32 protein-coding genes are annotated in these 22,863 nt (G+C 58.4%); 6 read left to right on the plus strand and 26 right to left on the minus strand.

All coding sequences use genetic code 11. From position 1 onward, the window contains the following. Positions 1-5: 5 nt before the first annotated feature. The 12 genes from B9Z44_RS05995 to B9Z44_RS06050 are packed head-to-tail and all read right to left on the minus strand — an operon-like array spanning position 6 to position 9,841. Positions 6-356, minus strand: coding sequence for a hypothetical protein (locus B9Z44_RS05995; protein WP_108401938.1), 351 nt, complete (start codon positions 354-356; stop codon positions 6-8). Positions 357-371: 15 nt separating this feature from the next. After that, on the minus strand, positions 372-1,310 hold the full coding sequence (locus tag B9Z44_RS06000; RefSeq protein WP_108401939.1) for a phage tail tube protein: 939 nt from the start codon (positions 1,308-1,310) through the stop codon (positions 372-374). A 35-nt stretch (positions 1,311-1,345) separates the two neighbouring features. Beyond that, positions 1,346-1,792: a hypothetical protein gene (locus B9Z44_RS06005; RefSeq protein ID WP_108401940.1), complete on the minus strand. Its 447-nt coding sequence runs from the start codon at positions 1,790-1,792 to the stop codon at positions 1,346-1,348. A gap of 1 nt (position 1,793) precedes the next feature. Then, positions 1,794-2,453 carry a DUF6441 family protein gene (locus tag B9Z44_RS06010; RefSeq protein ID WP_245912768.1) on the minus strand — a complete coding sequence of 220 codons (660 nt, stop codon included), beginning with the start codon at positions 2,451-2,453 and terminating at the stop codon, positions 1,794-1,796. Positions 2,454-2,455: 2 nt separating this feature from the next. Continuing rightward, positions 2,456-2,791 (minus strand): head-tail joining protein, encoded by a 336-nt coding sequence (locus B9Z44_RS06015; protein WP_108401941.1) that lies wholly within the window; start codon positions 2,789-2,791, stop codon positions 2,456-2,458. Next, positions 2,791-3,795, minus strand: a complete 1,005-nt coding sequence (locus tag B9Z44_RS06020; RefSeq protein WP_108401942.1) for a major capsid protein — start codon at positions 3,793-3,795, stop codon at positions 2,791-2,793. The genes B9Z44_RS06015 and B9Z44_RS06020 overlap by 1 nt, the downstream gene beginning before the upstream one ends. 3 nt (positions 3,796-3,798) lie before the next feature. Next, positions 3,799-4,176 (minus strand): head decoration protein, encoded by a 378-nt coding sequence (locus B9Z44_RS06025; RefSeq protein WP_108401943.1) that lies wholly within the window; start codon positions 4,174-4,176, stop codon positions 3,799-3,801. A gap of 12 nt (positions 4,177-4,188) precedes the next feature. Then, positions 4,189-5,565 (minus strand): S49 family peptidase, encoded by a 1,377-nt coding sequence (locus B9Z44_RS06030; protein ID WP_425437197.1) that lies wholly within the window; start codon positions 5,563-5,565, stop codon positions 4,189-4,191. Between the two features lie 31 nt (positions 5,566-5,596). Next, complete coding sequence (locus B9Z44_RS06035; protein WP_108401944.1) at positions 5,597-7,099, minus strand: phage portal protein; 1,503 nt, start codon at positions 7,097-7,099, stop codon at positions 5,597-5,599. A gap of 1 nt (position 7,100) precedes the next feature. Continuing rightward, positions 7,101-7,310, minus strand: a complete 210-nt coding sequence (locus B9Z44_RS06040) for a phage head-tail joining protein (RefSeq protein WP_108401945.1) — start codon at positions 7,308-7,310, stop codon at positions 7,101-7,103. Next, positions 7,310-9,247, minus strand: a complete 1,938-nt coding sequence (locus B9Z44_RS06045; RefSeq protein ID WP_108402828.1) for a phage terminase large subunit family protein — start codon at positions 9,245-9,247, stop codon at positions 7,310-7,312. Before B9Z44_RS06045 ends, B9Z44_RS06040 begins: the two co-directional genes overlap by 1 nt. Before the next feature lie 42 nt (positions 9,248-9,289). Then, a complete protein-coding gene (locus tag B9Z44_RS06050; protein ID WP_108401946.1) occupies positions 9,290-9,841 on the minus strand; it encodes an elements of external origin in 552 nt (183 codons plus the stop codon). 95 nt (positions 9,842-9,936) lie between these two features. On the opposite strand from B9Z44_RS06050, the gene B9Z44_RS06055 reads away from it, so the two are divergent. The 4 genes from B9Z44_RS06055 to B9Z44_RS06070 are packed head-to-tail and all read left to right on the plus strand — an operon-like array spanning position 9,937 to position 11,418. Further along, positions 9,937-10,170 (plus strand): DUF6900 domain-containing protein, encoded by a 234-nt coding sequence (locus tag B9Z44_RS06055; protein WP_108401947.1) that lies wholly within the window; start codon positions 9,937-9,939, stop codon positions 10,168-10,170. A 53-nt stretch (positions 10,171-10,223) separates the two neighbouring features. Then, complete coding sequence (locus B9Z44_RS06060) at positions 10,224-10,670, plus strand: DUF3489 domain-containing protein (RefSeq protein ID WP_108401948.1); 447 nt, start codon at positions 10,224-10,226, stop codon at positions 10,668-10,670. Between the two features lie 7 nt (positions 10,671-10,677). Beyond that, positions 10,678-11,037, plus strand: a complete 360-nt coding sequence (locus tag B9Z44_RS06065) for a hypothetical protein (protein WP_108401949.1) — start codon at positions 10,678-10,680, stop codon at positions 11,035-11,037. A 3-nt stretch (positions 11,038-11,040) separates the two neighbouring features. Beyond that, positions 11,041-11,418, plus strand: coding sequence for a hypothetical protein (locus B9Z44_RS06070; protein WP_108401950.1), 378 nt, complete (start codon positions 11,041-11,043; stop codon positions 11,416-11,418). On the opposite strand, the gene B9Z44_RS06075 is transcribed toward B9Z44_RS06070, so the two are convergent. From B9Z44_RS06075 to B9Z44_RS06140, 14 genes are all read right to left on the minus strand, one after another. Continuing rightward, positions 11,403-12,668 (minus strand): site-specific DNA-methyltransferase, encoded by a 1,266-nt coding sequence (locus B9Z44_RS06075; protein WP_108401951.1) that lies wholly within the window; start codon positions 12,666-12,668, stop codon positions 11,403-11,405. The genes B9Z44_RS06070 and B9Z44_RS06075 overlap by 16 nt on opposite strands. Before the next feature lie 276 nt (positions 12,669-12,944). Further along, positions 12,945-13,343 carry a DUF6362 family protein gene (locus B9Z44_RS06080; protein WP_211308688.1) on the minus strand — a complete coding sequence of 133 codons (399 nt, stop codon included), beginning with the start codon at positions 13,341-13,343 and terminating at the stop codon, positions 12,945-12,947. Continuing rightward, positions 13,336-13,542: a hypothetical protein gene (locus B9Z44_RS06085; protein ID WP_108401953.1), complete on the minus strand. Its 207-nt coding sequence runs from the start codon at positions 13,540-13,542 to the stop codon at positions 13,336-13,338. The genes B9Z44_RS06080 and B9Z44_RS06085 overlap by 8 nt, the downstream gene beginning before the upstream one ends. Position 13,543: 1 nt before the next feature. After that, positions 13,544-14,017 carry a crossover junction endodeoxyribonuclease RuvC gene (locus B9Z44_RS06090; RefSeq protein ID WP_108401954.1) on the minus strand — a complete coding sequence of 158 codons (474 nt, stop codon included), beginning with the start codon at positions 14,015-14,017 and terminating at the stop codon, positions 13,544-13,546. Between the two features lie 126 nt (positions 14,018-14,143). Next, positions 14,144-16,414 carry a phage/plasmid primase, P4 family gene (locus B9Z44_RS06095; protein ID WP_108401955.1) on the minus strand — a complete coding sequence of 757 codons (2,271 nt, stop codon included), beginning with the start codon at positions 16,412-16,414 and terminating at the stop codon, positions 14,144-14,146. After that, the gene (locus tag B9Z44_RS06100) at positions 16,407-16,634 is read right to left on the minus strand and encodes a MerR family transcriptional regulator (protein ID WP_108401956.1); all 228 of its coding nucleotides are present in this window, start codon (positions 16,632-16,634) and stop codon (positions 16,407-16,409) included. Before B9Z44_RS06100 ends, B9Z44_RS06095 begins: the two co-directional genes overlap by 8 nt. Continuing rightward, positions 16,621-17,367, minus strand: a complete 747-nt coding sequence (locus B9Z44_RS06105) for a hypothetical protein (protein ID WP_108401957.1) — start codon at positions 17,365-17,367, stop codon at positions 16,621-16,623. The genes B9Z44_RS06100 and B9Z44_RS06105 overlap by 14 nt, the downstream gene beginning before the upstream one ends. Continuing rightward, positions 17,364-17,849, minus strand: coding sequence for a DUF6511 domain-containing protein (locus B9Z44_RS06110; protein ID WP_108401958.1), 486 nt, complete (start codon positions 17,847-17,849; stop codon positions 17,364-17,366). Before B9Z44_RS06110 ends, B9Z44_RS06105 begins: the two co-directional genes overlap by 4 nt. Before the next feature lie 9 nt (positions 17,850-17,858). Next, positions 17,859-18,467, minus strand: coding sequence for a hypothetical protein (locus B9Z44_RS06115; protein ID WP_108401959.1), 609 nt, complete (start codon positions 18,465-18,467; stop codon positions 17,859-17,861). A 3-nt stretch (positions 18,468-18,470) separates the two neighbouring features. Then, positions 18,471-19,289, minus strand: a complete 819-nt coding sequence (locus B9Z44_RS06120; RefSeq protein ID WP_211308689.1) for an ATP-binding protein — start codon at positions 19,287-19,289, stop codon at positions 18,471-18,473. Next, positions 19,289-20,038, minus strand: coding sequence for a BRO-N domain-containing protein (locus tag B9Z44_RS06125; protein ID WP_108401961.1), 750 nt, complete (start codon positions 20,036-20,038; stop codon positions 19,289-19,291). Before B9Z44_RS06125 ends, B9Z44_RS06120 begins: the two co-directional genes overlap by 1 nt. 2 nt (positions 20,039-20,040) lie before the next feature. Beyond that, positions 20,041-20,520, minus strand: a complete 480-nt coding sequence (locus B9Z44_RS06130; protein WP_108401962.1) for a hypothetical protein — start codon at positions 20,518-20,520, stop codon at positions 20,041-20,043. Between the two features lie 13 nt (positions 20,521-20,533). Next, positions 20,534-20,797 carry a helix-turn-helix transcriptional regulator gene (locus B9Z44_RS06135; protein WP_211308690.1) on the minus strand — a complete coding sequence of 88 codons (264 nt, stop codon included), beginning with the start codon at positions 20,795-20,797 and terminating at the stop codon, positions 20,534-20,536. 301 nt (positions 20,798-21,098) lie between these two features. Then, the gene (locus B9Z44_RS06140) at positions 21,099-22,004 is read right to left on the minus strand and encodes a hydrogen peroxide-inducible genes activator (protein ID WP_108401963.1); all 906 of its coding nucleotides are present in this window, start codon (positions 22,002-22,004) and stop codon (positions 21,099-21,101) included. 140 nt (positions 22,005-22,144) lie between these two features. Between B9Z44_RS06140 and B9Z44_RS06145 the strand changes: the two genes are divergently transcribed. After that, positions 22,145-22,618, plus strand: a complete 474-nt coding sequence (locus B9Z44_RS06145; RefSeq protein WP_108327070.1) for a rubrerythrin family protein — start codon at positions 22,145-22,147, stop codon at positions 22,616-22,618. Positions 22,619-22,660: 42 nt separating this feature from the next. After that, the gene (locus tag B9Z44_RS06150; RefSeq protein WP_108327073.1) at positions 22,661-22,828 is read left to right on the plus strand and encodes a rubredoxin; all 168 of its coding nucleotides are present in this window, start codon (positions 22,661-22,663) and stop codon (positions 22,826-22,828) included. Positions 22,829-22,863 lie beyond the last annotated feature (35 nt).

Consider the following 22,863-nt stretch of genomic DNA (forward strand, 5'->3'; position numbering starts at 1 on the left):
GGCCTTCAGCCGTTTTTTTCGGCATCCAAGAGATAGAGTGCGGCCAGGTATTCACGCTCAAAGGCATCGGCCACAGGCCACAGTTCCATGAGCGCAGCAATACCATCTGGCGTGACGGCTGCGGCTTTGCCTTTGTCGTCACCCACGCCCTCCCAGGCCAAGATGGCAGCCTTGGCCAACTCGGTGATGAGGGTGGCTGTGCGCTCGCCAGCTGCCGCGTGGTCTTTGCCATCGATCAGGGCCGCTGCATGGCGAGCTGCCATGACCAGTGCAGTGGTCGCAGGTTTGACCTTGATGCGTACACCTTGGACCAAATCGAGCCAATACGGCTCACGTTTCAGATTGAGTTTGAGCATGTTTGCCTCTTAGGTTCAGTACGCAACCACGTCATTGACGAGTTGCACGGTCAGCATGTGACCGGCTGCGGTGTTCTTGGCAGCCTGCCAGTCGAAGGTGGCTTGAATACCCCCCGGGCCAGAGATCGAAAGCTTGGGCTTGGGCAGGTACACCTCATGCGCGATGAAGGTCAGGCTCTTGGTAGCGTCAATGACATAGCTGAAGGTCAGCTCCAGTGGAGTGTTGTTGGTTGCGGCGTCGATCAATTCCGTATCCGCAAAGCGCACCTCCAAGTTACCCGTCAAGCTGGCCACTGTGGGGTCGGCTCCTTCGATCTTTCCGTCGGAGCGAATCGTTTCGATGCGCGCCAGATTGTTCGAATAGGTCAACTGTGCGGCGACCACGTTGCCCAGGGCCTGGCCATTCTTTTTGATCGAACCCTGAAACTGATTGAAGCGGGTGATCGGCAAGGTCGTGGGCGTCGCGTCTGCGCTGGAGGTTCGCTTGACCTCCCCTTGGGCAATGAGGCCCAAGGTGGCGTCGGCTGCGCCCGAGCGCGCGAACTTCACCTGCAATGAGTTGGCCATCACACCCGAGGCCAAGAAGTACGCTGGGATGTCCGGCAGTCCCGTCTCCAGTGACAAGCTAGGCAGACCTGAGTTGCCAGAAACGAAGGTGTGGGTGTGCGCGGTGTCTCCAAGGCTCACTGGACTGCCCAGCAGCGCTTTAAGCCACATGCCGATGTTGCGAAGGTCGATGGGAATGACGATGTCGCCCTCGACTTTGATCACGTCACGGATGGGCGCACTCGGGTCTCGTCCCAGGCCAATCAGATCGTTTGCAATCAAGCCCTGCTCTGAGCCTAAGGTGGTTGAGACAAATGGAATCTTTCCAAAGTCTCCGGTCGGTGTGTTGCCATAGGTGGGTTCAAACGCAGCCAATAGGCTGGCGTTCGCGCCATATGCACGAGCCATGGTGAATCTCCAGGTTGTTAAAGTTTGTGAGGCGATCAGGCCAATGGATGGCTGCTCGCGTAATGCATCACCACGTCCAGCGTGCAGGCCTTGATGCCCACAGACCCTTCGGGTGTGACGTCTTCAAATTTGGGCGGCATCACTTCGGTGTGATCGATCTGTCCAGATAAGGTCGGATCGGCCAAGACCAGGGTGCCCAGCGCCTGAAGCAATTCATCCATCCGCGCGTCTCTGGCAGATGCCTCGGGGTGCGCAACATAGATTTCGATGCTTGCCGCGTGCTCCCACAAATAGGTCACAGGCGACAAGGTGATATCGACCTGAGTCATGTCCCCATCTCGCAGGAACACCATGGCGTGCTCGCTGAGCCGCTCCGGCAAGGATGAATTTCTGCGTATGGCATTGGGCTGCAGGGGAAGGCCGTCCAACAGCGTGAACAAAGCCCCCAGCGCCGCTTCTCGTTGGCTGGTTTTGATCGTCATTTCATGTGTCCGAACTTTCTTCTGGCCACGACTGCGTGACCAACACCATCAGCCTGTCTTGCCACCGCTGGGCGGCACTGGCGATGTCGAATTTCTTCCTGAGTTGGGCTTGCGGTACCAGCAAAAAAATGGGGACTGTGGTCAGCCCTCGTCCTGATTTCTGAGCGGAGGCAGATGCTGCCGCGAAGCCTCCGCGCTTGCCTGTTTTGGCCCGAAAGTTGTCCGCTACCAGTAGCGACGGTTTGCCCGAGCGATACACAAAGCGCAGTCGTTGACCGCGCATGCGCTCCCACAGACCAGGCGTCATGCGTTTGCCGCGTGGCCCAGTGCCTGCTGCGGGGAGCGGGATGGCGAGCCAGAATCCATTTTTCGAACGGATCAACGCACCTTGGTCGTGCGCCGCAACGACAACAGGCGCTCGGCTGTACACAAGCCCCGCCGACCCCAAGCTGGGGCGGCCCTTCGGGTACACCTCCCCACGCCAGGTATTGGCCAGACGCGAGCCCAGACCAGAGCCTTCGATTTGCGAGCGCAATTCACTCTTGAGCCCTTGCGTCGCTTCTCGCACGCCTGTGGTCACCGCCACCCGAACCGAGTTCAGCTCCTGCGCCATCATCTTGGAGAGATCGCCTTGCAGGGCAGCCAGTAGTCGCACGCTCATGCTCACCTCGCCGTCGCTGGATAGTCGGGCAAGGGGTAGGCGCTCACCGTCCAGATCAAACGATCACGGTCAACCAGCGCATCGCCTTGAATGACGTAGATGACACCCCGCCACGTCAGGCGATCGCCCTCTTGAGGCCGGGCGACGTCTGCCGCTTGCAAGTCAAATCGATACGAGGTCACCGCCAGATGTGACTGGCCGAATTCCTGTACCGAATCCGGTGCCTTGCTGATGACCTTGAGTTCGATGGTCTCCCCGGCCACAGTGCTGTACTGTGCCGGGGATCCCAAACTTGCGAACAGCCGTTTGACACCCAGTGCAAACGGATCGCGCGGCATCAGCTGGCCAGAAGTTTGACCAAGAGCCCCGGGCGATGGCACATCGGCAGCGGATTGCTCTGCGTGTGCAGATCCGTGCCACGACCAAATTCACGAGGCTCTTGCTTGGCGTACAGGGGCTGGCCCAGCGTATTGACCGTCTCATTAAAGTCAGCTGGTGCGAAGTACGTGGCAAAGGTGTCCACCGTGCCTTCGGGGAAGGCATGGCCTTCGCCAGAGGCGATGAACTTGCGCACATTGCCATCCACGTCGGATGCTTGGCCCAGATACTCCTCGAAGGTGACGCCCGCAAAGGTGAAACCAGTGCGTTGGTCTGCACGCAACGCCAGACTCTCCTGGTACCACTGATATGCCTTGACCACATTGGGGTGAGCCGTCAGCAGATCGAAGAATTCCGGCGAGACCAGCACGCGAACGCCGGTCATGTACTCGCCCTTGAGGTTGAGCTCAAGGTAGCGCTTGAGATCCAGGCACTTCTTCTTGACGTCCGTTTTTTCGTTGTTGAGCGCGAAGTTGAATTCCTTGGGCTCGATACCGAACTCATCGAAGAGGTTGTAGAGGACCGAACCGTCCGCATCCAGGATCACGCCCTTGAGTGCACCCATGCGCAAATGCTCGAGCGTAATGGCGTGCTTGTTGCGCATCGATTGCAGATGCTCGGCCATCACATTCGCGATGGTTTCTGTGTCAGTTTCAGAACCAAAGGCACGCAGGCCTTGCACTTCTTCGGGCAGCACCACGTCGTCGTGCGGAATGTGCGGGATGATGAACGAGCGCAGCGTGCGGCGACCGCGTTTGCCCACCGTACCAGGGGCACCGACGGGCAGCGTAGGTAGCAGGTTCAGAACACCGTTGCGCTCTTCCACCGCAATTTGGCGAAAGCGCACAGGGCGAGCAGGCATCAGGTTGATCTGATCGAGCTTGCCGAACTGGTTTGGCAGGATGTTGATGGCAGCGGTGAGCGCCGTCATCGAAAACGCGGGGGACTGGAAAGGATTGTTCATTGCTTAGACTCCTTGACGAACGAGGACGCCGATTGCTTCGAGCTGAGCGATGGCTGCGGTTTTTTCTTCCGTGGTGATGGCAGAAGGCCAGATGAGCGCGTGATCGGCCACGATGGCCTGGCGCGAAACAATCAGGCCGTTGGTTTTCTCTGCGGCACTGGCATCGATGCTTTGCAGCACCACGCCAGCCGCGACCTCGGAACCGTCGGTTGCAGAAGGGTCGAGTGCTTTGACCTTTTGGGTCGCACTGACTCGGCCAATCACGGCACCGAGCTTGAGGTTTTGTCCAGAAAGCACCGTGACCTGGTCACGGGAATACAGGTTTTCCTCTTCGTACTTGAGCAGGTCGCCCAAGGTGAGGTCATTGGTAATGGCAGTCATCAGGTTCTCCTATTAACGGTGGGTGACGAGCGCTGCGTCACGCTGCTTTTGAGCGCGCTGCTGCGCCGCACGAACGACGGGGCTGTCTTCGGGCTTGGCTTGGGTTTGGGTTCCTGCCTCGGGCAAGATGCGGCTGGAGATTTCGGGAGAGCCGGAGGCCTTGGCCGCCAACAGCTCCTTGCGTGCTTGGTCAACTGAGACACCACGCTCGATCAGGGCCGCCGTCATCTCGGACTTGCCCGCCAGAAGACACATCTCGGCAATGGCCAGCACCTGTGCACTGGCCGCCTTGATGTCGTGGCCTTGAGCTGCGGCACTGGCTTGCACCTGAGCGCCGGGTTGATCACCCGTGCTTTGCGCGGCATCGCCATCTTTTGCAGGCCCAGTACCTGTCTGGTCGGCTGGTTGGTGTTGCTCTTCTTGGTTGGTCTGCCCATCGGCAGTTTGGGTTGCATCGTTTTGCATGCAAACGCTCCTTTTCATGGACGGCCCGGGCGTGGAGATCCCCATCTCGCGGCCCGAACCTTGAATTCGCGCGATGGATGTCGTTTTCATTTGGAGCTCTTCACTCAGAGCGATCAGTGCGTCGTCAAGCGTCCCGACCACATCGGCCAGACCGGCATCAATCGCGTCTTGTGCGAAATACAGCCCGGCTTCGGTGTCTTGAACGTCTTGCGCTGAGAGGTTTCGGTTGACTGCGACCGTCGACACGAACAGGCCATACAGCCGGTCCACTTCGGCCTGCAGGGCTTGCGCCGCATCGGTGGACAAAGGCGCATGGGGCGACATGTCGTTCTTGCGATCCCCGGCATACACCGCCGTGTAGCGAAGCCCGCTCATAGCGTCCCGCTGAGACTGATCCACATGCAGTGCGATCACGCCAACAGAGCCCACACCACCGGTTCGGGTGACATAGACCCGGGTGGCTGCGCTGGCAATGGCATACGCTGCCGAGAACGCATCGTCGTTGGCAACAGCCCAGATGGGCTTGATCTGACGGGCCGCCACGATCTGGTCTGCCAGATCAAACGCACCACCAGCCTCACCGCCTGGTGAATCGATGTCCAACAAGATCGCATTGACCGCAGGGTCACGCACGGCCTGCGCAAGCTGCGCGCTGATGGCTGCGTAACTGGTCAGGCCTGAGGCTGCATCGACTGCTGCCGCTCGCCGCACCAATGTCCCGGACACGCTGATGACTGCGATGTTCGATGTCAACGAGGTTGGACTGGCAGGCGGGGCCTGCGCAGCCAAGTGCTTGATGAGTTGTTGCGAATCGTCTGACATGGCCACTCCCAAACGGGGGCCAAGCACCGAGAGAATCACATCCAGTTTTCTGGGGTGAATCAGCAGGGGCGTGCCAAAGATTCGCGATGCCAGATGTGGCATCGACGAGATGTGGTTCATAAATCCTCTGGTTTCAGGTTTGCTGATCCACCAAGGGCGCGCTTGGTGAGTCAGGAGGGAGCGAGGGAGCAGCCGAGTTGGTTGCACCGTTGCGAGCCACTTGCCTGGGGTCCGTATCAAGAACGAGCCCCAACGAATCGGCCCTGGCGTTGTCCGCCGCGATCTCTTTGTCGATCGTTTCCGCGTCGTAGCCAAAGGACGAAATAGCCTCAGAGCGGCTCATCAATCCGGATCGAATGGCCAGCTGCAGGGCTTTGAACTCCTTCTCAGGGTCCACCCACTGCCAGCCTTGCGGTATCCATTTCGCCGCCTGCCATGCTCTGGCGGACTGACGGCTCTTGGCATACCCCAGCGCAGTCAGTGCGCCACTGAGCACTGCCGCATCCATCCATGCACGCCAGATCGGGCGACACATCTGATGCACGATCACGCCATGCTGGATGGCTTCACATCGGCGTCGGAACTCCAGGAGACCGGCACGGATCGACGAGTAGTTCACGCCCGACAGATCGCCCGTCAACTGTTCGTAGGTGATGCCCATGGCCACCGCGACTGCACGAAACTGCACCCGCAGGAACTCCGCATAGGAACCACCAACATCTGCTGGATCGGAGAACTTCACGTCCTCACCAGGCTCCAGAACTTGCAAGGTACCCGGCTCCAATCCCGTCATGGCTACGCCCATTTCATCCGCTTCGCCTTCGCCCAGCAGTTGGTCTTCAGGCGACTGGCGTGTGATGAAGCCTGCGAACATGGCAGCCGTCTTCTTTCGCACCAACTCTGCGTCGTCGTACTGATCGAGCTCGTTGAGCTTGACCAAGGCCCGCGACAGCCAGGGCTCGCCGCGAATCTGTCCAGGTCGCAGGGGGCGAAAAAGGTGGACGATCTCCTCAGCTGGGACCGGCACCAGATCGTTGCCGTTGACCGTCAAGTTCGGGTCACCCGGATGCTCGCGGTACAGGTGGTAGGCAACCCGACGCCCAAGGGCATCAAACTCGATGCCGCTGCGGATCGGGTTGCCCGATGCACTGATCGTGTTCAGGCTCAAAGGCAGGTGCTCGGGCTCCAGAATCTGCAGCTGGATCGGCACACTCAGGCCATCCTCTTGCCGTCGATTGCGGATGCGGATCAGGCATTCACCGCCCTCGACCATCGCCCTGCAAGCAAGTGACTGCAGGCCGTAGAAATCGGTGAGGTTGTTGCTGTCTGCTTCCTCCACCCACTGCCACCACAGCGCATGAACCTTCTCCCGGAACTTGGGGTCATCCACCAAGGATTGCGGCTTGATCCCCGTGCCGATGGCATTGGAGACAAAGCTGTCGACCGCGTTGGCCGCCCAGGCGTTTCTGCGCACCAGATCCCGAGACTTGACCCGCAGCTGGTTGCCCGTGGCCAGCATCGCCGAGACAGCTCCCGGATCACCAGGATTCCAGACACGAGACCTGCGACCTGAGCCAGCAGCCTCGTGAACGGAATTCCAGCCCACATAGGCCGTGAGTTTTTTCCAAAAGGCCATCTCAGAACCCTTTGGATGTGGTGACCCGAATCTGGCGAGTCTTGGTTTTGCCGCTGTCGTATGCCAGCGCTGCCTCAACTTCGGCCAAGGCCAACTTGAGATCGGAGACCGTGCGGTACTCAATGGTCTTGCCGTCGTAAGTCACCCGATGCTCGCCACTGGCAATGGCTTCTCGCAGCGCTTGGGCATGTTCAGGGGTATAGGTCGTCATCAGTTCATCCACCGGCTGCGAATCAAGCGCCTGCCGCGTTGTGGTCCTTTAGAAACAACGAAGCCACCGCTGGGGGTGGCTTCTTGCTTGGTTAATTGGGCGTCTTCAGGTGGTCCTGCCATGCCCAGCGGTTTTTCCAATTCGCGCCAATGACGCTCCTCATATCGGTCCAGGCCAGCGAGGCTCGCGGCGGCCCGTGCGTAGACGTAGCAATCAAGTGCTTCGTTGCGTTCGCGGATTTTTTGCCACTCACGCACCGGATAACCATTACGGTCCCTGCGCGTGACCAACTGCTCTGAGCACAACTGCTGCACAAACTCGGCATCGACCTTGGGCAAATGGATGTACCCAGCGGGATACAGGATCTCACCGTCCTCGGTCACCTCCATGGTCTTGCGCAGGTGGTTGTAGAACTCCAGCTTGGCAATGCCACCCACCACTGAATAGACCCGAACACCCCGGCGCAGCTTCTTGCCACCCACGGTCATGTCCACCGCTGTCGGCAATCCAACCAGTGCAGCGCCTCGGGCTACGCCCTTCATGGGCAGCAGCCTGGAATCACGCCACTTGCGCACAAAGGCATAGGCTTCTTGCGTGGCAAAGCCCGTGTCCAGACCGATTCGGGTGAGGCGCAACTGCACCCCAGACGCATGCGTCCACGACTCATCAAGCATTTCACGCAGTCGCTGCCAGACCGTATCGCGGGAGGTGTCGCCTGCCAGCACACGGTGTTCCACCAGCCAGGCTTCTTTGCCCCGACCGAATGCCCAGACAGAAACCTCGATGCGGTCCTTCTGAACGTCCACCCCGGCGCACAGCAAAACCGCCCCAAGTGGGACGGTGCCGATCCGGTAGTCCTCACGGCGCTCAAGCAAACGCTCCCACTCGGGGGTTTCGCCTTGCTCGACCCAGGTCTCGCCCAGCTCTGTGTTTTTGAATGCTTTCAAGGCAGTTGCAGATCCTTGCGCCGCTTCCCAGGCTGCGGCGATGTCGGCCCAACTGCGCCAACCCACTGGGCTGTACAGACTGGACAGGTGAAACCCCACCGTTTTGCCAACGTAGTCAGGGATCGAAGATTGCCATCGACCCCGTTCCAACATCTCGGTTTTTTGGTATTCGTAGATGGGCTGCTCGCACGACTCGCACTTGTAGTGCGCCGTCTCGGGCAGTCCTTTTTCCCAAATCAGTTGTTCGAAGGTCAGGACTTGTTCGTACTCGCAGTGCGGACACGGGACCATGAACTGTCGCTGGTCTGTTTGTTCGTACTCGCGCTCGATGCGTGACGATCCAGAAATTGTTGGCGTCGAGACGATGAAAATTTTTCTGCGTGCAAAGGTTCGGGTTCGAGCCTCAGCCAGTGCAATCGCATCACCTTCTCCTTCAACGTCACCCGGGTAGCCATCAACTTCGTCCAGAAACAAATAGCGCACTGGCATTGAGCGCAGACCCACGGCGCTGTTTGCGCCCGTCATCACCAGAACGCCACCACGGAACTCTTTGCCCAGGATGGTGTTGCCTGAATCGCGCGCCCTTGCGGGGGCGATCAAGCTAGAGAGCGTCGGGCTCTCTTCAATGAGAGGATCAATCCGCTGCTTGGAGTTGCGCTTGGCCATCTCGACCGTCGGCGCAACAGCCATCATGGGGCCAGGGGCCAGATGGATCACATAGCCAATCCAGTTGTTGCCGCACTCCGTGCCGCCGACCTGCGCGCCTTTCATGAACACCACCCGCTCGACGGGTGACGTCGGCGAGAGACAGTCCATGATCTCTTTGAGATAGGGCGTGCGATTGGTTCGCCACTTGCCCGGCTCCGAGGCCGACTTTCCTGAAAGCACTCGGTACTGATCAGCCCATTCAGACACGGTCAGCAGTGGGTCGGGGGTTAGCCCCTCGCGCCACGCCTCAGCAATGGCATCAAATCCGTCATAGTGTTCCAACACATTCCTGCATTCCGTAAAGCCTCAAGCCCCAATCAGGGCTCAGTCCAATCGAACGGCCAAATCGCCCAGTTCGATCAAGTGATTGCGCACGGCTTTTTCCAGCAGCACATGCAAGGTATGCCCATCGGCGTTGAGGTCAGCGGCCATCTGCGCAGCCACCCGCGCAGGCCAGTTCAACCAGGCATCGCGCTCGGCGCGCGCCATCTTGAAAACGTGTGCGACGGCCTGGTCACGATTGACCAACTCGCCTTTGAGTCGGGCCAGTCGCACCCGATTGGTCTGCGCCTTGAGCACCTCATTGGCGGTCTTGGCCTGCAGCAAGGTGGTGCCACCGCCTTTGGGTTCAAACGCGCCCGCTGATTCACCCAGCGTTTCCCGTATTCCCGCAATCGCCTCATTGGAGACGGGCTTGTGTTTGCCCCGTTGCTGCGCAGCGTCTGTGTTTTTGCTCCATTGAGCGTCGGCTTGCGCCGCATTGATCGTGCCGTCTGCGTTGGGGGTAATTCGCCCGGCCTCGATGGCCTTGCGCACCGCCGTATCGGACACCCCTCGGTGGCGCGCATAGGCCCGAATTGAGAGTCGATCGGTCATACCCAAGTGAAAGAGTCTGGCTAAGAAATTGACTTGATGTTGTTCGGAAATGAAGCGTTCATACGGTCATCAATCAACGTTTTTTGGAGCGCCGCATGAACCACAAGAAAACCACCAACGCCATCAACGCGCCTTCTTGCCTTTTGGAGCAGATCGCACGCGAGCACCTTTTTGTCCAGACGCTGCAGACGCAGAGCTCGGACCGGCTGGACTTTCACGACGTGTCGGTTTGGGGGATTGAGGCAGCTCTGCAAGCGGCTTATCAAGCTGGCCTGCAGGCACAGACGAAGAAGCAACAGGGGAAGAAAAAAGATTCAGAAATCGCTTGATAAGCGAGCGGAATGAAGCGTTCATCACATCACCATTTTTTAAAGGAAAAACCATGAAACTCTCCGAGACCCAAACCAATCTGCTCACCGCAGCGGCCCAGCATCCAGAGCACTTGCTGACCGAATTCCCGGCCAATCTCAAAGGGGGTGCGCGGCTTAAGGTTTTGACATCCCTGGCCAACGCCAATCTCATTGCCGCCCACAGCCAAGCCGAGGACGGCACCACGCGATTTGCAATCACAGACGCAGGGCGCAGCGCCCTTGGCATTGCGATCGAAGCCAAGGCAACACCCTCCAAACGAGAGGGCACCAAGCAGGCCACGCTGATCGAATTGCTCCAGCGTCCGGAGGGGGCAACGCTCGAGCAGATGGTCCAGGCCACCGGATGGCAACAGCACACGGTCAGGGGCTGCATGGCCGGAGCCCTGAAAAAGAAGCTCGGTTTGAGCATCGTTTCCGAGAAAACCGATGGCCAACAACGCACCTATCGGATTGCCTGAGGTTCACATGAAAAACATCACCCTCAACATCGAATGCAAACCCGTGACCGTGGATTTCGACGGCCAGGAGATTGAGGTTCAAGAGCTGAGCATCCGCTTACCCTTCGGACGCAAACCCAGCGACATCAACGACATCGCAGGCAGCGGCGATTACATCGTCTACGTCACCGAGGTCCGCGAGATGGAACCCGAAGAGTTCGACGGATTCGCGATGAATCTCTTTAAGTCGCGCGACTGGCTCAAGGGCAAGGGCGGCTACTTGGGACAAGGGCGCTTATGCGTCCAAGTTCAAGCGCCCGGTCGCCCCTATCTGTTCATCGATCCGTCTGGCGGGGATTACCCACGCTACGTTGCTCGATTGGGTTGAGCCATGCGATCTTCACAAGCAAATGACTTCGTCAAAATCCCCACCTCTGAAAACGAGTCGTGGGGCTTTTGGGGAACTATGGGCGGACACGCCAGCATCGCCTGGCCCATTGCCATGGCGCAAATATCCAAGGCCACCGGTGAGCCGCCTGAATCTATCCGCGTGTTTCTGGATAGCAGCCATGGCCGCCACTTCGCCGATTCGGTGCAAGACGCCTTATTGAATAGCCATGACATGCACGAGGCCGTCGCTGAGGCCATTGAGAAATGGATGAGTTGGAAAATTGGACGCTTGACTCAGCGCAGCTACGGTATCCCCAAAGGGCTGCCATACCTCACCGGGTTTGTGATCCAAAGCGGAATTGATCAAGACTGCACCTGATCCACCGCCTCTCGCTCATTGGCCTGTGGTGCCTGATCCAGTTCTGAGCCACCGTTTTCTCGAACAGCTTTCTTGCCGGTGTAGTCCTCCCAGCGTTTGACGATCACGTCCACAAATTTCGGATCCAGTTCAATCAAGCGAGCTTGACGCCCCGTCTTCTCACACGCGATCAAGGTGGTTCCGGAGCCACCGAATAGATCCAGAACGACATCGCGGCTCTTAGACGAATTGCGAATGGCCCGCTCAACCAGCTCGACCGGTTTCATGGTCGGGTGCAGATCGTTGACGCGCGGCTTGTTGTAGAACCAGACATCAGCCTGGTCTCGGTCGCCACACCAAAAGTGATCGGTGCCGTGCTTCCAGCCGTACAAGATCGGCTCGTACTGGCGTTGGTAATCAGATCTTCCCAACGTGAAAGTGTTCTTGGCCCAGATAACGAAGGTCGACCACTTGCCGCCTGCATCGAGCCATGCCTTTTGCAATGTGTGTAGCTCCGATGAACTCATGCACACGTAGCACGCACCCTTGGTGACCACCAGCAAGTTGACGCAGGCGTCATAGAGAAATTGGTAGAAGCCGTCGCCCAAGGCGTCGTTGAGGATGCGTCGGTCTTTGCCGCGCATCTTGTCCTTGGCGCTGTTGCCGTAGTCCACGTTGTAGGGTGGATCGGTGAATGCCATGTCTGCCAGTTGGCCATCCATCAGGCGCTCCACATCTGCCAAGACCGTGGAGTCGCCGCAAAGTAAGCGATGGTTGCCGAGGATCCACAGGTCGCCCGGCTTTGAGGTCGGTTCTACTGGGGTTTCCGGTACTGCGTCTTCGTTGGTCAGACCATCGCTTTGTTCATCGCCATTGAGCAGATTGTCGATTTCTTCATCACTGAAACCCATCAGGTCCAGGTCGTACTCGGCGGCCTGCAACTCAGCAAGCTCCAACTTCAAGAGTTCTTCATCCCAGCCTGCGTTCTCAGCAATCCGGTTGTCGGCCAGGATGTAGGCTTTTTTCTGGGTGGGCGTCAGGTGCGCCAATTCGATGACGGGCACCTCCGTGAGTCCCAACTTGCGGGCAGCCATCAAACGGCCATGCCCAGCAATCACTCCGCGCTCACCATCCGACAGGATCGGGTTGGTGAAACCAAACTCGGCAATGGATGCTGCAATCTGAGCCACCTGGCCGTCGCTGTGTGTACGGGCGTTGCGCGCATAAGGGATGAGCGCATCCACCGCGATCATTCTGATCTCGGGAGTCATAAAGTCCTTGGGGGGTGAGGGGGAGGTGCAAACCCGGTGCGAACTGCAAACCCGGTTTTTGAATCTGTCGCTATCGAAATCTCGGGCCTTTGCCCCCCGCATAGGAACTTGGCGAGGAAGGACCCAGAAATTTGTGTGGTGGGAGTGGCCTGCACTCTTTTCCACACCATAGCTGAAAATGTACGCTCAATTGGGCTGAAATGCTGCACTGGGTAAATTCGCTCATTGCCTCAGATGCACCCACATTGCCCACCGATTTATTCAAATCACGCCAATTTACGCGCATGAGTTGACCGCATCGTTGAGCTTGTCGGTGACCAGTTGCATGGCCTTCTTCCAACGTCTGGCTGCCGTGTTTCGATCGCACGCAAAGCGACGACCGATCTGATGCCAGTCGTATCGCTTGGCCCGCATCCAGACCAGATGCCGTTGCTCCTCCTCCAACCACTGAACCCAACGCATCGTCTCGAGCATTCGCTCTACTGCCTCAGGGCTGGGCGGCATGGGGCGGTAGACACGCTCAGGGTCTGGGTAACGATCAGGGATCTGCATTGCAAGGCCCATCCAGGGGTTGGAGTACCCCTGAACACGCACGGCAGGTAATCGGTAGGAGGTGTGTGCTGCATCACTAAACCTTGCAGCCACATCGTCTGTTGTCCACTCTGTCTTAGCCATGCTGACCTCCTGAGCCATAGAGGCGCTCACCAATGCGTCTGATGAACTCACGCTCGAGGAAGTCCAGTCGCTCGTCCTGATCGGAGATGACCAGGATGTGTTGCTCACGCCAGCCTGAACGCTTGACGGCATCCAGGTCAGTCACGACAGGCTGCACCTTTCCAAGAGCGCAGCGATAGGGTTGTGCTGGGACTTTCATCTCACACCTCCTCTGGCGTCTGGCGAGCGTGGGTCAGGTAGACCAATGCAATCGCGTCCGCTTCGTTGTCGTCTGCAGGGTTGTGGCCACGTGCTTGTGCGCTCGCGATCATGTCCTCCTTGCCAGCGTTTCCTTTGCCGGTTGCGTGCTTCTTGATCGTTCCGACTGGCACGCCTTCGTAGGGGATTTGATGGTGCTCACACCATGCGGTCAGTTGCCCCATGAAGCCACCGTAGGCATGTGCGGCATCAACTCCAGCATGTCTACGAACTTCCTCAAAAACGACCAGGTCAACGCCTGTAGTGCATTGCTTCACGTCCGTGAGCCAGCGTTTGAATTTGAGGAATCGCATGCCACCACCTTCGAAGCGTTGGGGCTTAAAGGATTGACTTCCACTTGTGATCTGACCGTCTGCACCCATCAAGGCCCATCCAGTCGTTGTGCCCAAGTCCAAGGCAAGAATCGTCATGTTCATTTCGTCTCCAGAATTTGATCGGGTGACGGGTTGGACAGGTTTCACGGTTACTCCTCTATCGTGTGTGTGCGCGCACGCGTGAGGGGTTAATCAGTAAGACTGTCAAATCCGTCACCATGGTTTGGTTCAATCGTCTCGGTATGGGTAGCCACTGCCGCTATGAGGCTTAGGTCGTAGACTGATTCCCGCGATTGCGCGCGCACCGCCATGCAGTCGGCATTTCTCGAACTTGCGGGTCGACATCAGCTCCGAGAACCGCTTTATCGAGCCCACGTACTCGCCAGCACGCTCGGCCCACTCACGCCAATCAGTGAAAAGGTTCGATACGCCTTCGCGATGGGTCTTGCTCAAAATGCAGCGCTCTTCGATCCATTGGCCTAAGGCATCTTCTGCTTCGAAATACTCTTCGGTTGCCGATACCACGCACTCGGGTGGACGCAGCCCATCGCGCTGCCATGCGAGGCACCCTTCGACCGCCCAGGCCAAAATACCGTCACGCTCTGCGTACAGTTTCTCGGTCAGCTTGCCGTCACGCCTCTCGGGCGGGATCGTCACCGTGAAGGGGATCAAGTGCAGTCGCCGCTTCATCGCCTCATCCACGTTGCGAATCGATGGCTTGTGGTTACCTGCGATCAACAGCTTGAACTGCGGGATGTACTCGAAGAAGTCCTGTCGCATGAAGCGAGCAGACACCTTGTCACCACCCGTGATGGCCTTGACCTTGGATTCATTCCAGCGCCTGCCTTGCTCGGTTTCCACTGACGCTACAAAGCGTGCGCCGCGCAATCCGGCCAAATCAGTGGGGTGTCGATCACCTCGGGCATCCATGAAGGTGTCCATGGGTGCGCTCGTGGCGTAGTCGCCCAAGATGCTGGCCAAGGTATTCACGAACACCGACTTGCCGTTCGCGCCGGTCCCGTACAGGAAGAACAATGCATGGGCACTGGTTGCACCGGTCAGGCAGTAGCCCGCCATGCGCTGCAAGTACTCCTGCAAAAGCAGGTCGCCGCCGGTCACGTCGTTCAAGAACGCCTTCCACTGGGGACAGTCACCCTTTGGGGTGGCCGTCGCAATTTTGGTCATGCGGTCCGCACGGTCATGCGGACGCGTGACGCCCACCTTGAGGTTCACTACGCCACCAGGAGTGTTGAGCAAGAACAGGTCTGCGTCCCACTCCTCAGTGGTGGATGCATGACGGCGATCCGACCTCGCCATGCGATCGACACCCCCCACGGTGCTGCTGGCGAGTAACTTGGCTGCCAGGCGATGCGAGTCCACCTTGAGTGCGGCCTCACGGCAGATGGCGCGAATGAGGTGATGGGACATCAAGGTCTCATCGGGTTGCCAGCGGCAACCGGTCCACACCAGCCACTTGCCCCAGGCCGCGCAATAGCGCCACTCGTCGGCATAGCGAGATGTGAACGCCAACGTCAATGCATCGTCGGTTGCCCACACCGTGGCGTCCTGAGACGTCATGGCCTTGGTGGTCTTCACGCACATACGCGGCCCAGAGGCAATGAACGTGGTCACATCAAAGCCCTCGACCAATGCATCGGCAGCGTCCCAGCCATCAGCCTTGTCATCGGGCGGCAAGAGCACATCGCAGGAATGCGCGCCCGCATCCAGGACAGCTTGCGCCGCCGCCATGGCGTACTCCCAGCCTGGCTTGTCTCGGTCGGGCCAGATCAAAACGGCCTTGCCTGTGAGTGGTGACCAGTCGGTTTTGTCCACAGGGGCATTGGCGCCGTGCATGGCAGTCGTGGATGTGATTCCAGCAGCGATCAATGCCTGGGCACACTTCTCACCCTCAACCAAGATCACCCGCTCGGCACTGACCATCCCCGGTTGGTTGAACAGGGGGCGAGGATCGGGTGGAGCCATCTTGCGACGCTTGGCGTCCCATGGTCGGAACTCCTTCTTGCCCCCAGGCGGGTCATAGCGATAGACCACGGCGATCAGATGACCGGCGGGGTCAAAGTAATCCCACTTGGCCGTGGCTGGTCCCAACTCGTCGACCGGAGCTTCTTTCTTGGCTTTACGGGATTGGGTAGGTGCGGCTTGGCCAACCAGATCTGCCGCGTAGTCCAACACCCGGGGGAAGTCGGATTGAACGTCTGCACCAAGGTAAGCAGCAATCAAACCAAAGACATCTCCGCCGTCGCCCGTGGCGCGATCGGTCCACAGCCCAGCCTTCTCCCCATCAAGGACGACCTCCAGACTGTCGCCGGGACTGCCCAAGACGTCGCCCATCAGGAACTTGCCACGGCGCCTTTTGCCAGCGGGAAACAGAGTGCTCAGCACCGATTCCAGGCGATCGATCAGCGACGCACGCAACTGCTCTCGAGTAGCGTCTGTGTCTTTGTGTGCAGTTGAGTCGTTGTCATTGAAATCAAGCATCCGACGACTCTCCTTTCGCCTCTGCTTCTGCTTTCGCTTGCATCCAAGCCATCAACTCACTGACCTTGAAGCGGACCATCTTGCCGACGCGGTAATGCGGCAGGCCAAGACGCTGGCGCTCTTTAGGATGGGTGAGCAGGTAGATGGGGACTTTCAGGCAGTACGCTGCCTCGCGTGCATCGACCAGTCTTTCGGTGAGGATTTGATTAGCGTCCGTCATTACTTTGTCTCCAGCACCGGTCCTGCCATGCGCACATCCGGCATTCAAAATGAGTGGGGTCTTGATAGGCGCGAACGAGAAGTTCGCCCTCCTCGGTTGCGGAGATCACCTTGAGCGCACGGTCAGACATGCGCTGCGCAAGCGCCGCATCAAAAGGCACCAGCTCGGTGTAGATCTCCATGGTGTCGGCGTTCACCGCCGTGAAAACCGCTGGGTTTTCATGCAGCTCGAGATAGGCTTGGTAAAGCACCACCTGAGCGTGATAGATCGGCTTGGAGATGGCCAGCTTGTTTTTTTCGAGGTCACGCCACGACTTGGAACCGAGGCACTTGTTCTCCCACAAAGCGGGGTACTTGAAGCCATCGGGACCGCCGACGATCACGCCATCAATGTGTCCGGCTAAGCGGCCATCGAGCGCAGCAAAGCCAAACTGCTCACCATTGGCTTTGGTCGTGCGCAGGTCAAACCCTGCATCACGCAGCCACTGGATCATGCTGTCCTCAGAGCGATGGCCACGCTCAAAGATGCGCAGCAAGCGACCAGGATGCTCACGCCCAGGATCCACGGGAGCCTTGGCGAACTCGTACTGCAAGGCACGCTCACACGAGACTCCCAAGCGTGAGGCGCCGAGGTAACTTCTCGGGCGTTGCTTGGCATGCTCACGCTGCATCCCGGCATCAATCAGCGCGCTGACCTGTCCAGCGATGCTGGAGGAGGAGTTGAAATCCATCATTTCTTGTCTCCCTCCACCACCCAGGGCAAGTCATCCTCCAGATCCGCGAACGGATGGGCCAGAGGATCAGGCGTTGGTGGCAGTCCACGCACTGGCGGGAATTTCGTCTGCTCGTGATGCGCCAGCATGGCGTCGGTCCAGCATGTCACGATGGCATCAATGACGCGCAGGGCTTCCGCTTCTGAATACTCGCCCAGAGGTTTGTTGAATCCAATCTCGCCAGCCGACTCTCCGAATGCTTTGAGGCATTTCTTCATTGAAGCCAGTTCAATGTCAGAGGGATCGATCATGGGTACCTCCTTGAGATCGACCCGCCCATCGAGCGCGCGCTGCCAGTTCCCGTACATCGCATGGAACGTGTCCTGACATTTTTTCGAGCAGAAAACCCAGTCGATTGGGTAGCGCCGGGGATTGCCCACACCGTGACGGTTGTCGGTGTGGCCGAAACCCCGGGCCTGTCTGTTGCAGACCCAGCATTTCATTACGCCCCCTTACTGAGCCCAGCTCGGTTTGCCCGAGACAGGTGCACGTTGCGCCTGAGCGGGAGCGCTGCTGGCAGGAGGTGCTTGGTAGCTTGCGGCAGGACGTGGCGCAGCCGATGTCGCCCCACGGGGGTAATCCGTCTGATCCGGCTCCACCGCCATCTTCACGACGTTGCGCATCTCACCGCGACCATCCTTTTCCACATCGATGCGCGCCACGAACTCAATGCCATCGAGCTCATTGAAGCCTTGGATGCGACGCGCGGCAGCGGCCTGCGGGGAGTTGTCCTGCGGTTGGATGTTGCGCGAGGAGTTGAGCACCGCACGGATGAAGGTGCGACCCATGTTTCCCCAAGCGGGACCCTTTGAGCTGTGCAGACCTACGTTCGACCACATCTTGCGACGGGCATATTCACCATCCAGGATCACGAACTCACAGGCCAAGAAGATGCTGCCCGTCTCAAAGCTCTGAGTTGCATAGCCACCCGTCCAGCCTTGTGCTGCATCGTCATGACCACCGGGCTTGATCGTCATGCGCACCGGTGCCACCGTGCCCTTGGGGATCAGGTCAAAAGATTGTTGTTGTTCAGCGTCGTTGAAATCGTTCCAGGCGGACATGGTTTACTCCTTGATGTTTTGGGGTTGGGTTGCGGCTGCGCACTTTTCGATGAGTGCAAGCAGGTTTGGGGGTTCGAGCATTTCGAGCTGGCCCGAACGGTCTTTGGCTGGGAAGCCATAGGGGTTGAGCGTGTGGGTCACGAAGGCGCGATACGGCTCACCGTCATCGCTCTTGATCTCTGCGAGCGTCACGACCTCATCGACGATGCCGGGCAGTTCGGCTGCCGTCTTGGAGCCTTCGATCTGCGGGACGAACACCTTGCGGTTGAAGTCATCCAGGCGCTCGTCCAAGATGGCCACGAACACGACGTGCTTGCCGCGTGCGTGTTGCAGGTGCATGAGCGCACCCAACATTTCCGAGCCCAGCAAGCCATAAGCACCACGGGTGTCAGGTTTGCCTGTGCGGTCGGAAACAGCCTGGGGTTGTGTCTTTGCCCAGATCAATGCCAGTCGCGCCAGCACAGTTATGCTGTCCACGAAGTAGCAGTCGTACTTGGCCAACTGAGCGGGGTCTCCATACTGCTCACAGACATGCGCGTAGTGCGCCTGCGAATACGGAGCCTCAGGTGGCAGCGCAGGGTTGGGACCAGCCAAGAACACAACCAGGTCACGGAATTCAGGCCAGGTGGTTGGGCGCACGCAGTCACCGCGCCAGTCTTTGACAGCCAGGTCCCCGGCCTCGAGGTCGACGAACAAGGTCTTGTCTTCAGGCAGGGTCTTGAGTTGGGTGGTTTTGCCGATGCCGCTCTTGCCGAGCAGAACCAACTTCACCCCTTTTTTCTCGCGCAGGCGCTGATCAGCGGTAATGATTGGAAGTCCCATCACGCCACCTCACGCAGTTCTTGAGCGACGCTCGGATTCCAGAGGATCTGGTAACCGCTGTGACCATTGCGCGAGTACGGCAGAGCTTCCGCCCATGCCTCACCCGGTTCGGTCAGCTCCCACTCATCACGCTCGTTGCGCACCTGCAGACCCAGGTTGGCCAGGCGCAGGTTGGTGGTCTTGGCCGAGAGGCCGACCAGCTTGCCCAGTTGCGTGGCATTGAGAGAGCAGATCGGCTCGTTGGCTGCGGGCAGCGCGCGACGCAAGGTCTCGATGGCCAGGCCGGTGTTTTCATGAATGCAGGTCAGCGTCGCCGCCATGGCGATGCCCACCTTGACGCCCGGCACCTTTGCCACGGCTTCCCCAATCAGGAGCAGCGAAGTGACACGGTCCTGGGTAGGTGCAGGCAATGCGGCCATGGCGGACACGGCATAGGAGCCGGTCTTGCGGATGGCAGGCAAAACCTCGTGGGTAACCCAACGCTTGAAGCGTTTGGCTTCGGCCTTACGGCTTCCTAGCACCAAGGCATACAGCCCGGGCTCGTTCACCGTGGTCATTTCTTGAGTTCCACCAGGGGTGTGAATTGAATTCACACCCTTTTCGTCGTCGTCTAGACGCTCAAGTGCCTTGCGATCAAGGCTGATAGTCGACAGCACGTCGGCTGCCACGAACCATGGTTCGCCCTGTGCGTCGGTGACCACACGGACCTGGCTGCCCTCGAAATCAAATGCGACAAGTTGCTGTTTCATGATCAGACCTCCGATTCAGGGGATATGTGGAACGAGGGCTTGCCTGCCTCGACCGTGCGGGCATCGGCGAATTGCTGCTGCAATGAGGGGGGCCAGTTCGTGTACCGGGATTCAGGTACCGACAACTTGACGTCGAGGTAGCTCTCAACGGCTTCGCCAGAGGCGACGATGCGCTCGGCGATGGTCTTGAGTTTCTTCTGATCCCAGGAGACTTTCTTGGGCAGATCGAACTTCACGTGCAAGCCATCAGTTTTGACGTGCGCGGTTCCGAAATCACGCCCAGAGGCGTTGAGGCTCTCGCGACCTTGCGCACCGAAGCGTTGGTCCAGAGCACCATCCAGTTTTGTGCGAGCCGCTTTGAGCCAGGCAATGGCCTGATCCAAATTGGTATCGACCTCCACCAGTTGCTGCGCAGGCAGGGTGGCCAGCTGGGAAACAGACATCTCAGCAATGTCGGCAGGGAAAATGGACAAGTCGTTCATCTCTGTACTCCCTTCAGGCCGTCGCGCGCTCGGAAGTCGAAACGTGCAGAGCGTTCTTCTCGAAATCCAAAATCATCTCGAGCGCATAACTCACGCGCTTGGACAATTTCAGATACTTGGGGCCACGACCTTCGCAGCGCCAGCGCTGAAGTGTTTTGGGGCTGATGCCCCAGCGCTGGGCCAGTTCGTTCTCGTTGAGCACCCGGCGATCTCCGGGTGACAGGTTGTTGATCGCCTCTAGGGTCGATCGGGTAAGTGAGGTTGCCGTTGCTGGCATGAAGTACTCCTTTGACGTTGTTGAGGAACAGGTGTCATTGGAGATTTCGGGTGGCGAACATACGAGGGACCGATTGGCGAACCACACGGAAACTTCTGGTTCGCCAATGCCCCGGCACAAATGAAAACGGCGAGCACTTGGCTCGCCGCTGGTTAAGTTGCCTGATGTTCAGGCACAAAGTTGATGTTGTCTTGATGTCCTTTGTCGGACGCTGTTACGTGAATGTCTCAGTCCGACCCAAAGCCGTCACTGGTCTTTGGGTTTGGAATGTCTGCTTTCATGCTGCAGGTCTTCGAGCAGTTCATTTTTTTCGGTGAACAGAGGAAATCAATTGAGCAATCGCCTCGAATTCCACCATGTGGGCAGATGTTGAGCGCGTGACTAACGCTATCGTTCGTTCAGGCGCCGGAGGCGCCAAGGGTCTGGATTTCAATGGCAAGTTACCCAGGACACCACTCTTGATGGCCATTTCGGGTAACAACGCAACACCCATTCCCGAAGCGACCATTTGTACCAGTGTTAGGAGACTGGTGGCTTCGATCCCGTCCACACTGGCCACTTCGGTTGCCTGGCAAGCTTGAAGAGCATGGTCGCGCAGGCAATGCCCCTCTTCGAGCAGTAGCAGACGTTCCGTCCACTCGCTACCCAATTGGATGGCACGTCCTTGGATCGCCGGGTCCTTCTCCCGCCCCACCAGCCAAAACCTGTCCTTATAGAGCGGCAAGACCCGCAGGTCTGGCGTGTCGTAGGGCAGCGCAATCAGCGCAAAGTCCAACTGTCGGTTTCGCAGCCGCTCCAGCAAATGTGCAGTCAGGTCCTCGCGTAGGCCAAGCTCCAGAAGCGGGAATTTTTCGCGCAGCAGAGGCATAACGGCGGGCAGCACGAATGGTGCAATTGTCGGAATCACTCCAAGACGCAATCGGCCCTGCATGGGGCGCGAAGCGTCAGAAGCGAAATCGCTCAGGTCTTCGGCTGCTGCCAGCACCTGCCTCGCACGAGCCACCACTTCTTCGCCCACGGCCGTCAGCGCCACGCTCTGCTTGTCACGCTCGACCAGCTGCACGCCCAGCGTACCTTCGAGCTCCTTGAGACCTGTGCTCAAAGTGGACTGACTGACAAAGCTGGCTTCAGCAGCGCGTGTGAAGTTCAGGTGCTCGGCCAAGGCCAGCAGATAGCGCAGCTGTCGCAGCGAGGGCAAGGCGGCCATAGGGGGTGTTCTTTCAGTAACTACAAGTCAGTTATCGATATTTTAGATTGATTCAATGAAAATTATCCGTTGGACTGATTGATTGAGAAATTTTACAATTCATCCATCGCAACAAAACCACCCCCTGAAAGGAACTTCAAATGGCACGTCCAGAAATCAAAACCTATCAAAACCTCGAAGCTGCATTTGCCGGTGAATCGATGGCCCACATCAAGTACCGCTACTTCGCCAAACTGGCCCGCGCTGCTGGTGACGAAGATACGGCCCGCATCTTCGAGCAAACCGCAGACCAGGAAGTGATGCACGCCTTCGGCCACCTCGATCTGCTTTACCCAGCGACCGACATGACTCCGGCTAAGGCCCTGCAGATCGCCATCGAAGGCGAAACCTACGAGTACAGCGAGATGTACCCAGGTTTTCGCAAGACCGCTGTGGAGGAAGGCAACGCCGCTGCCGTGGCCGAGATCGACGAGCAGATCAGCGAGTCCAAAGAACACGCTGATCAGTTCAAGGCCGTGCTCGAAAAGGCCGCCAAGCGCTTTGCTGCCTTGGCCAAAGTTGAAGAGCGCCACGCCAACCACTACCAAAAGGCCCTCGACGCCATTCAGGCCTGAGCCATCCACACCGATTCAACGTTTCAATTTTTGGAGAACATCATGAAAGTTTGGCAATGCATTGTTTGCGGTTTCATCTACGACGAAGCCCAAGGTATCCCTGAAGACGGCATCGCCGCCGGCACCCGTTTCGAAGACATCCCTGAAAACTGGGAATGTCCTGATTGCGGCGTCGCCAAGGCCGACTTTGAAATGGTCGAGATCGGCTGAGAGAACAGGAGCACTTGATGATTGCGCCTGCACAA

It is taken from the genome of Limnohabitans curvus (genome assembly GCF_003063475.1).
GTDB lineage: Bacteria > Pseudomonadota > Gammaproteobacteria > Burkholderiales > Burkholderiaceae_C > Limnohabitans > Limnohabitans curvus.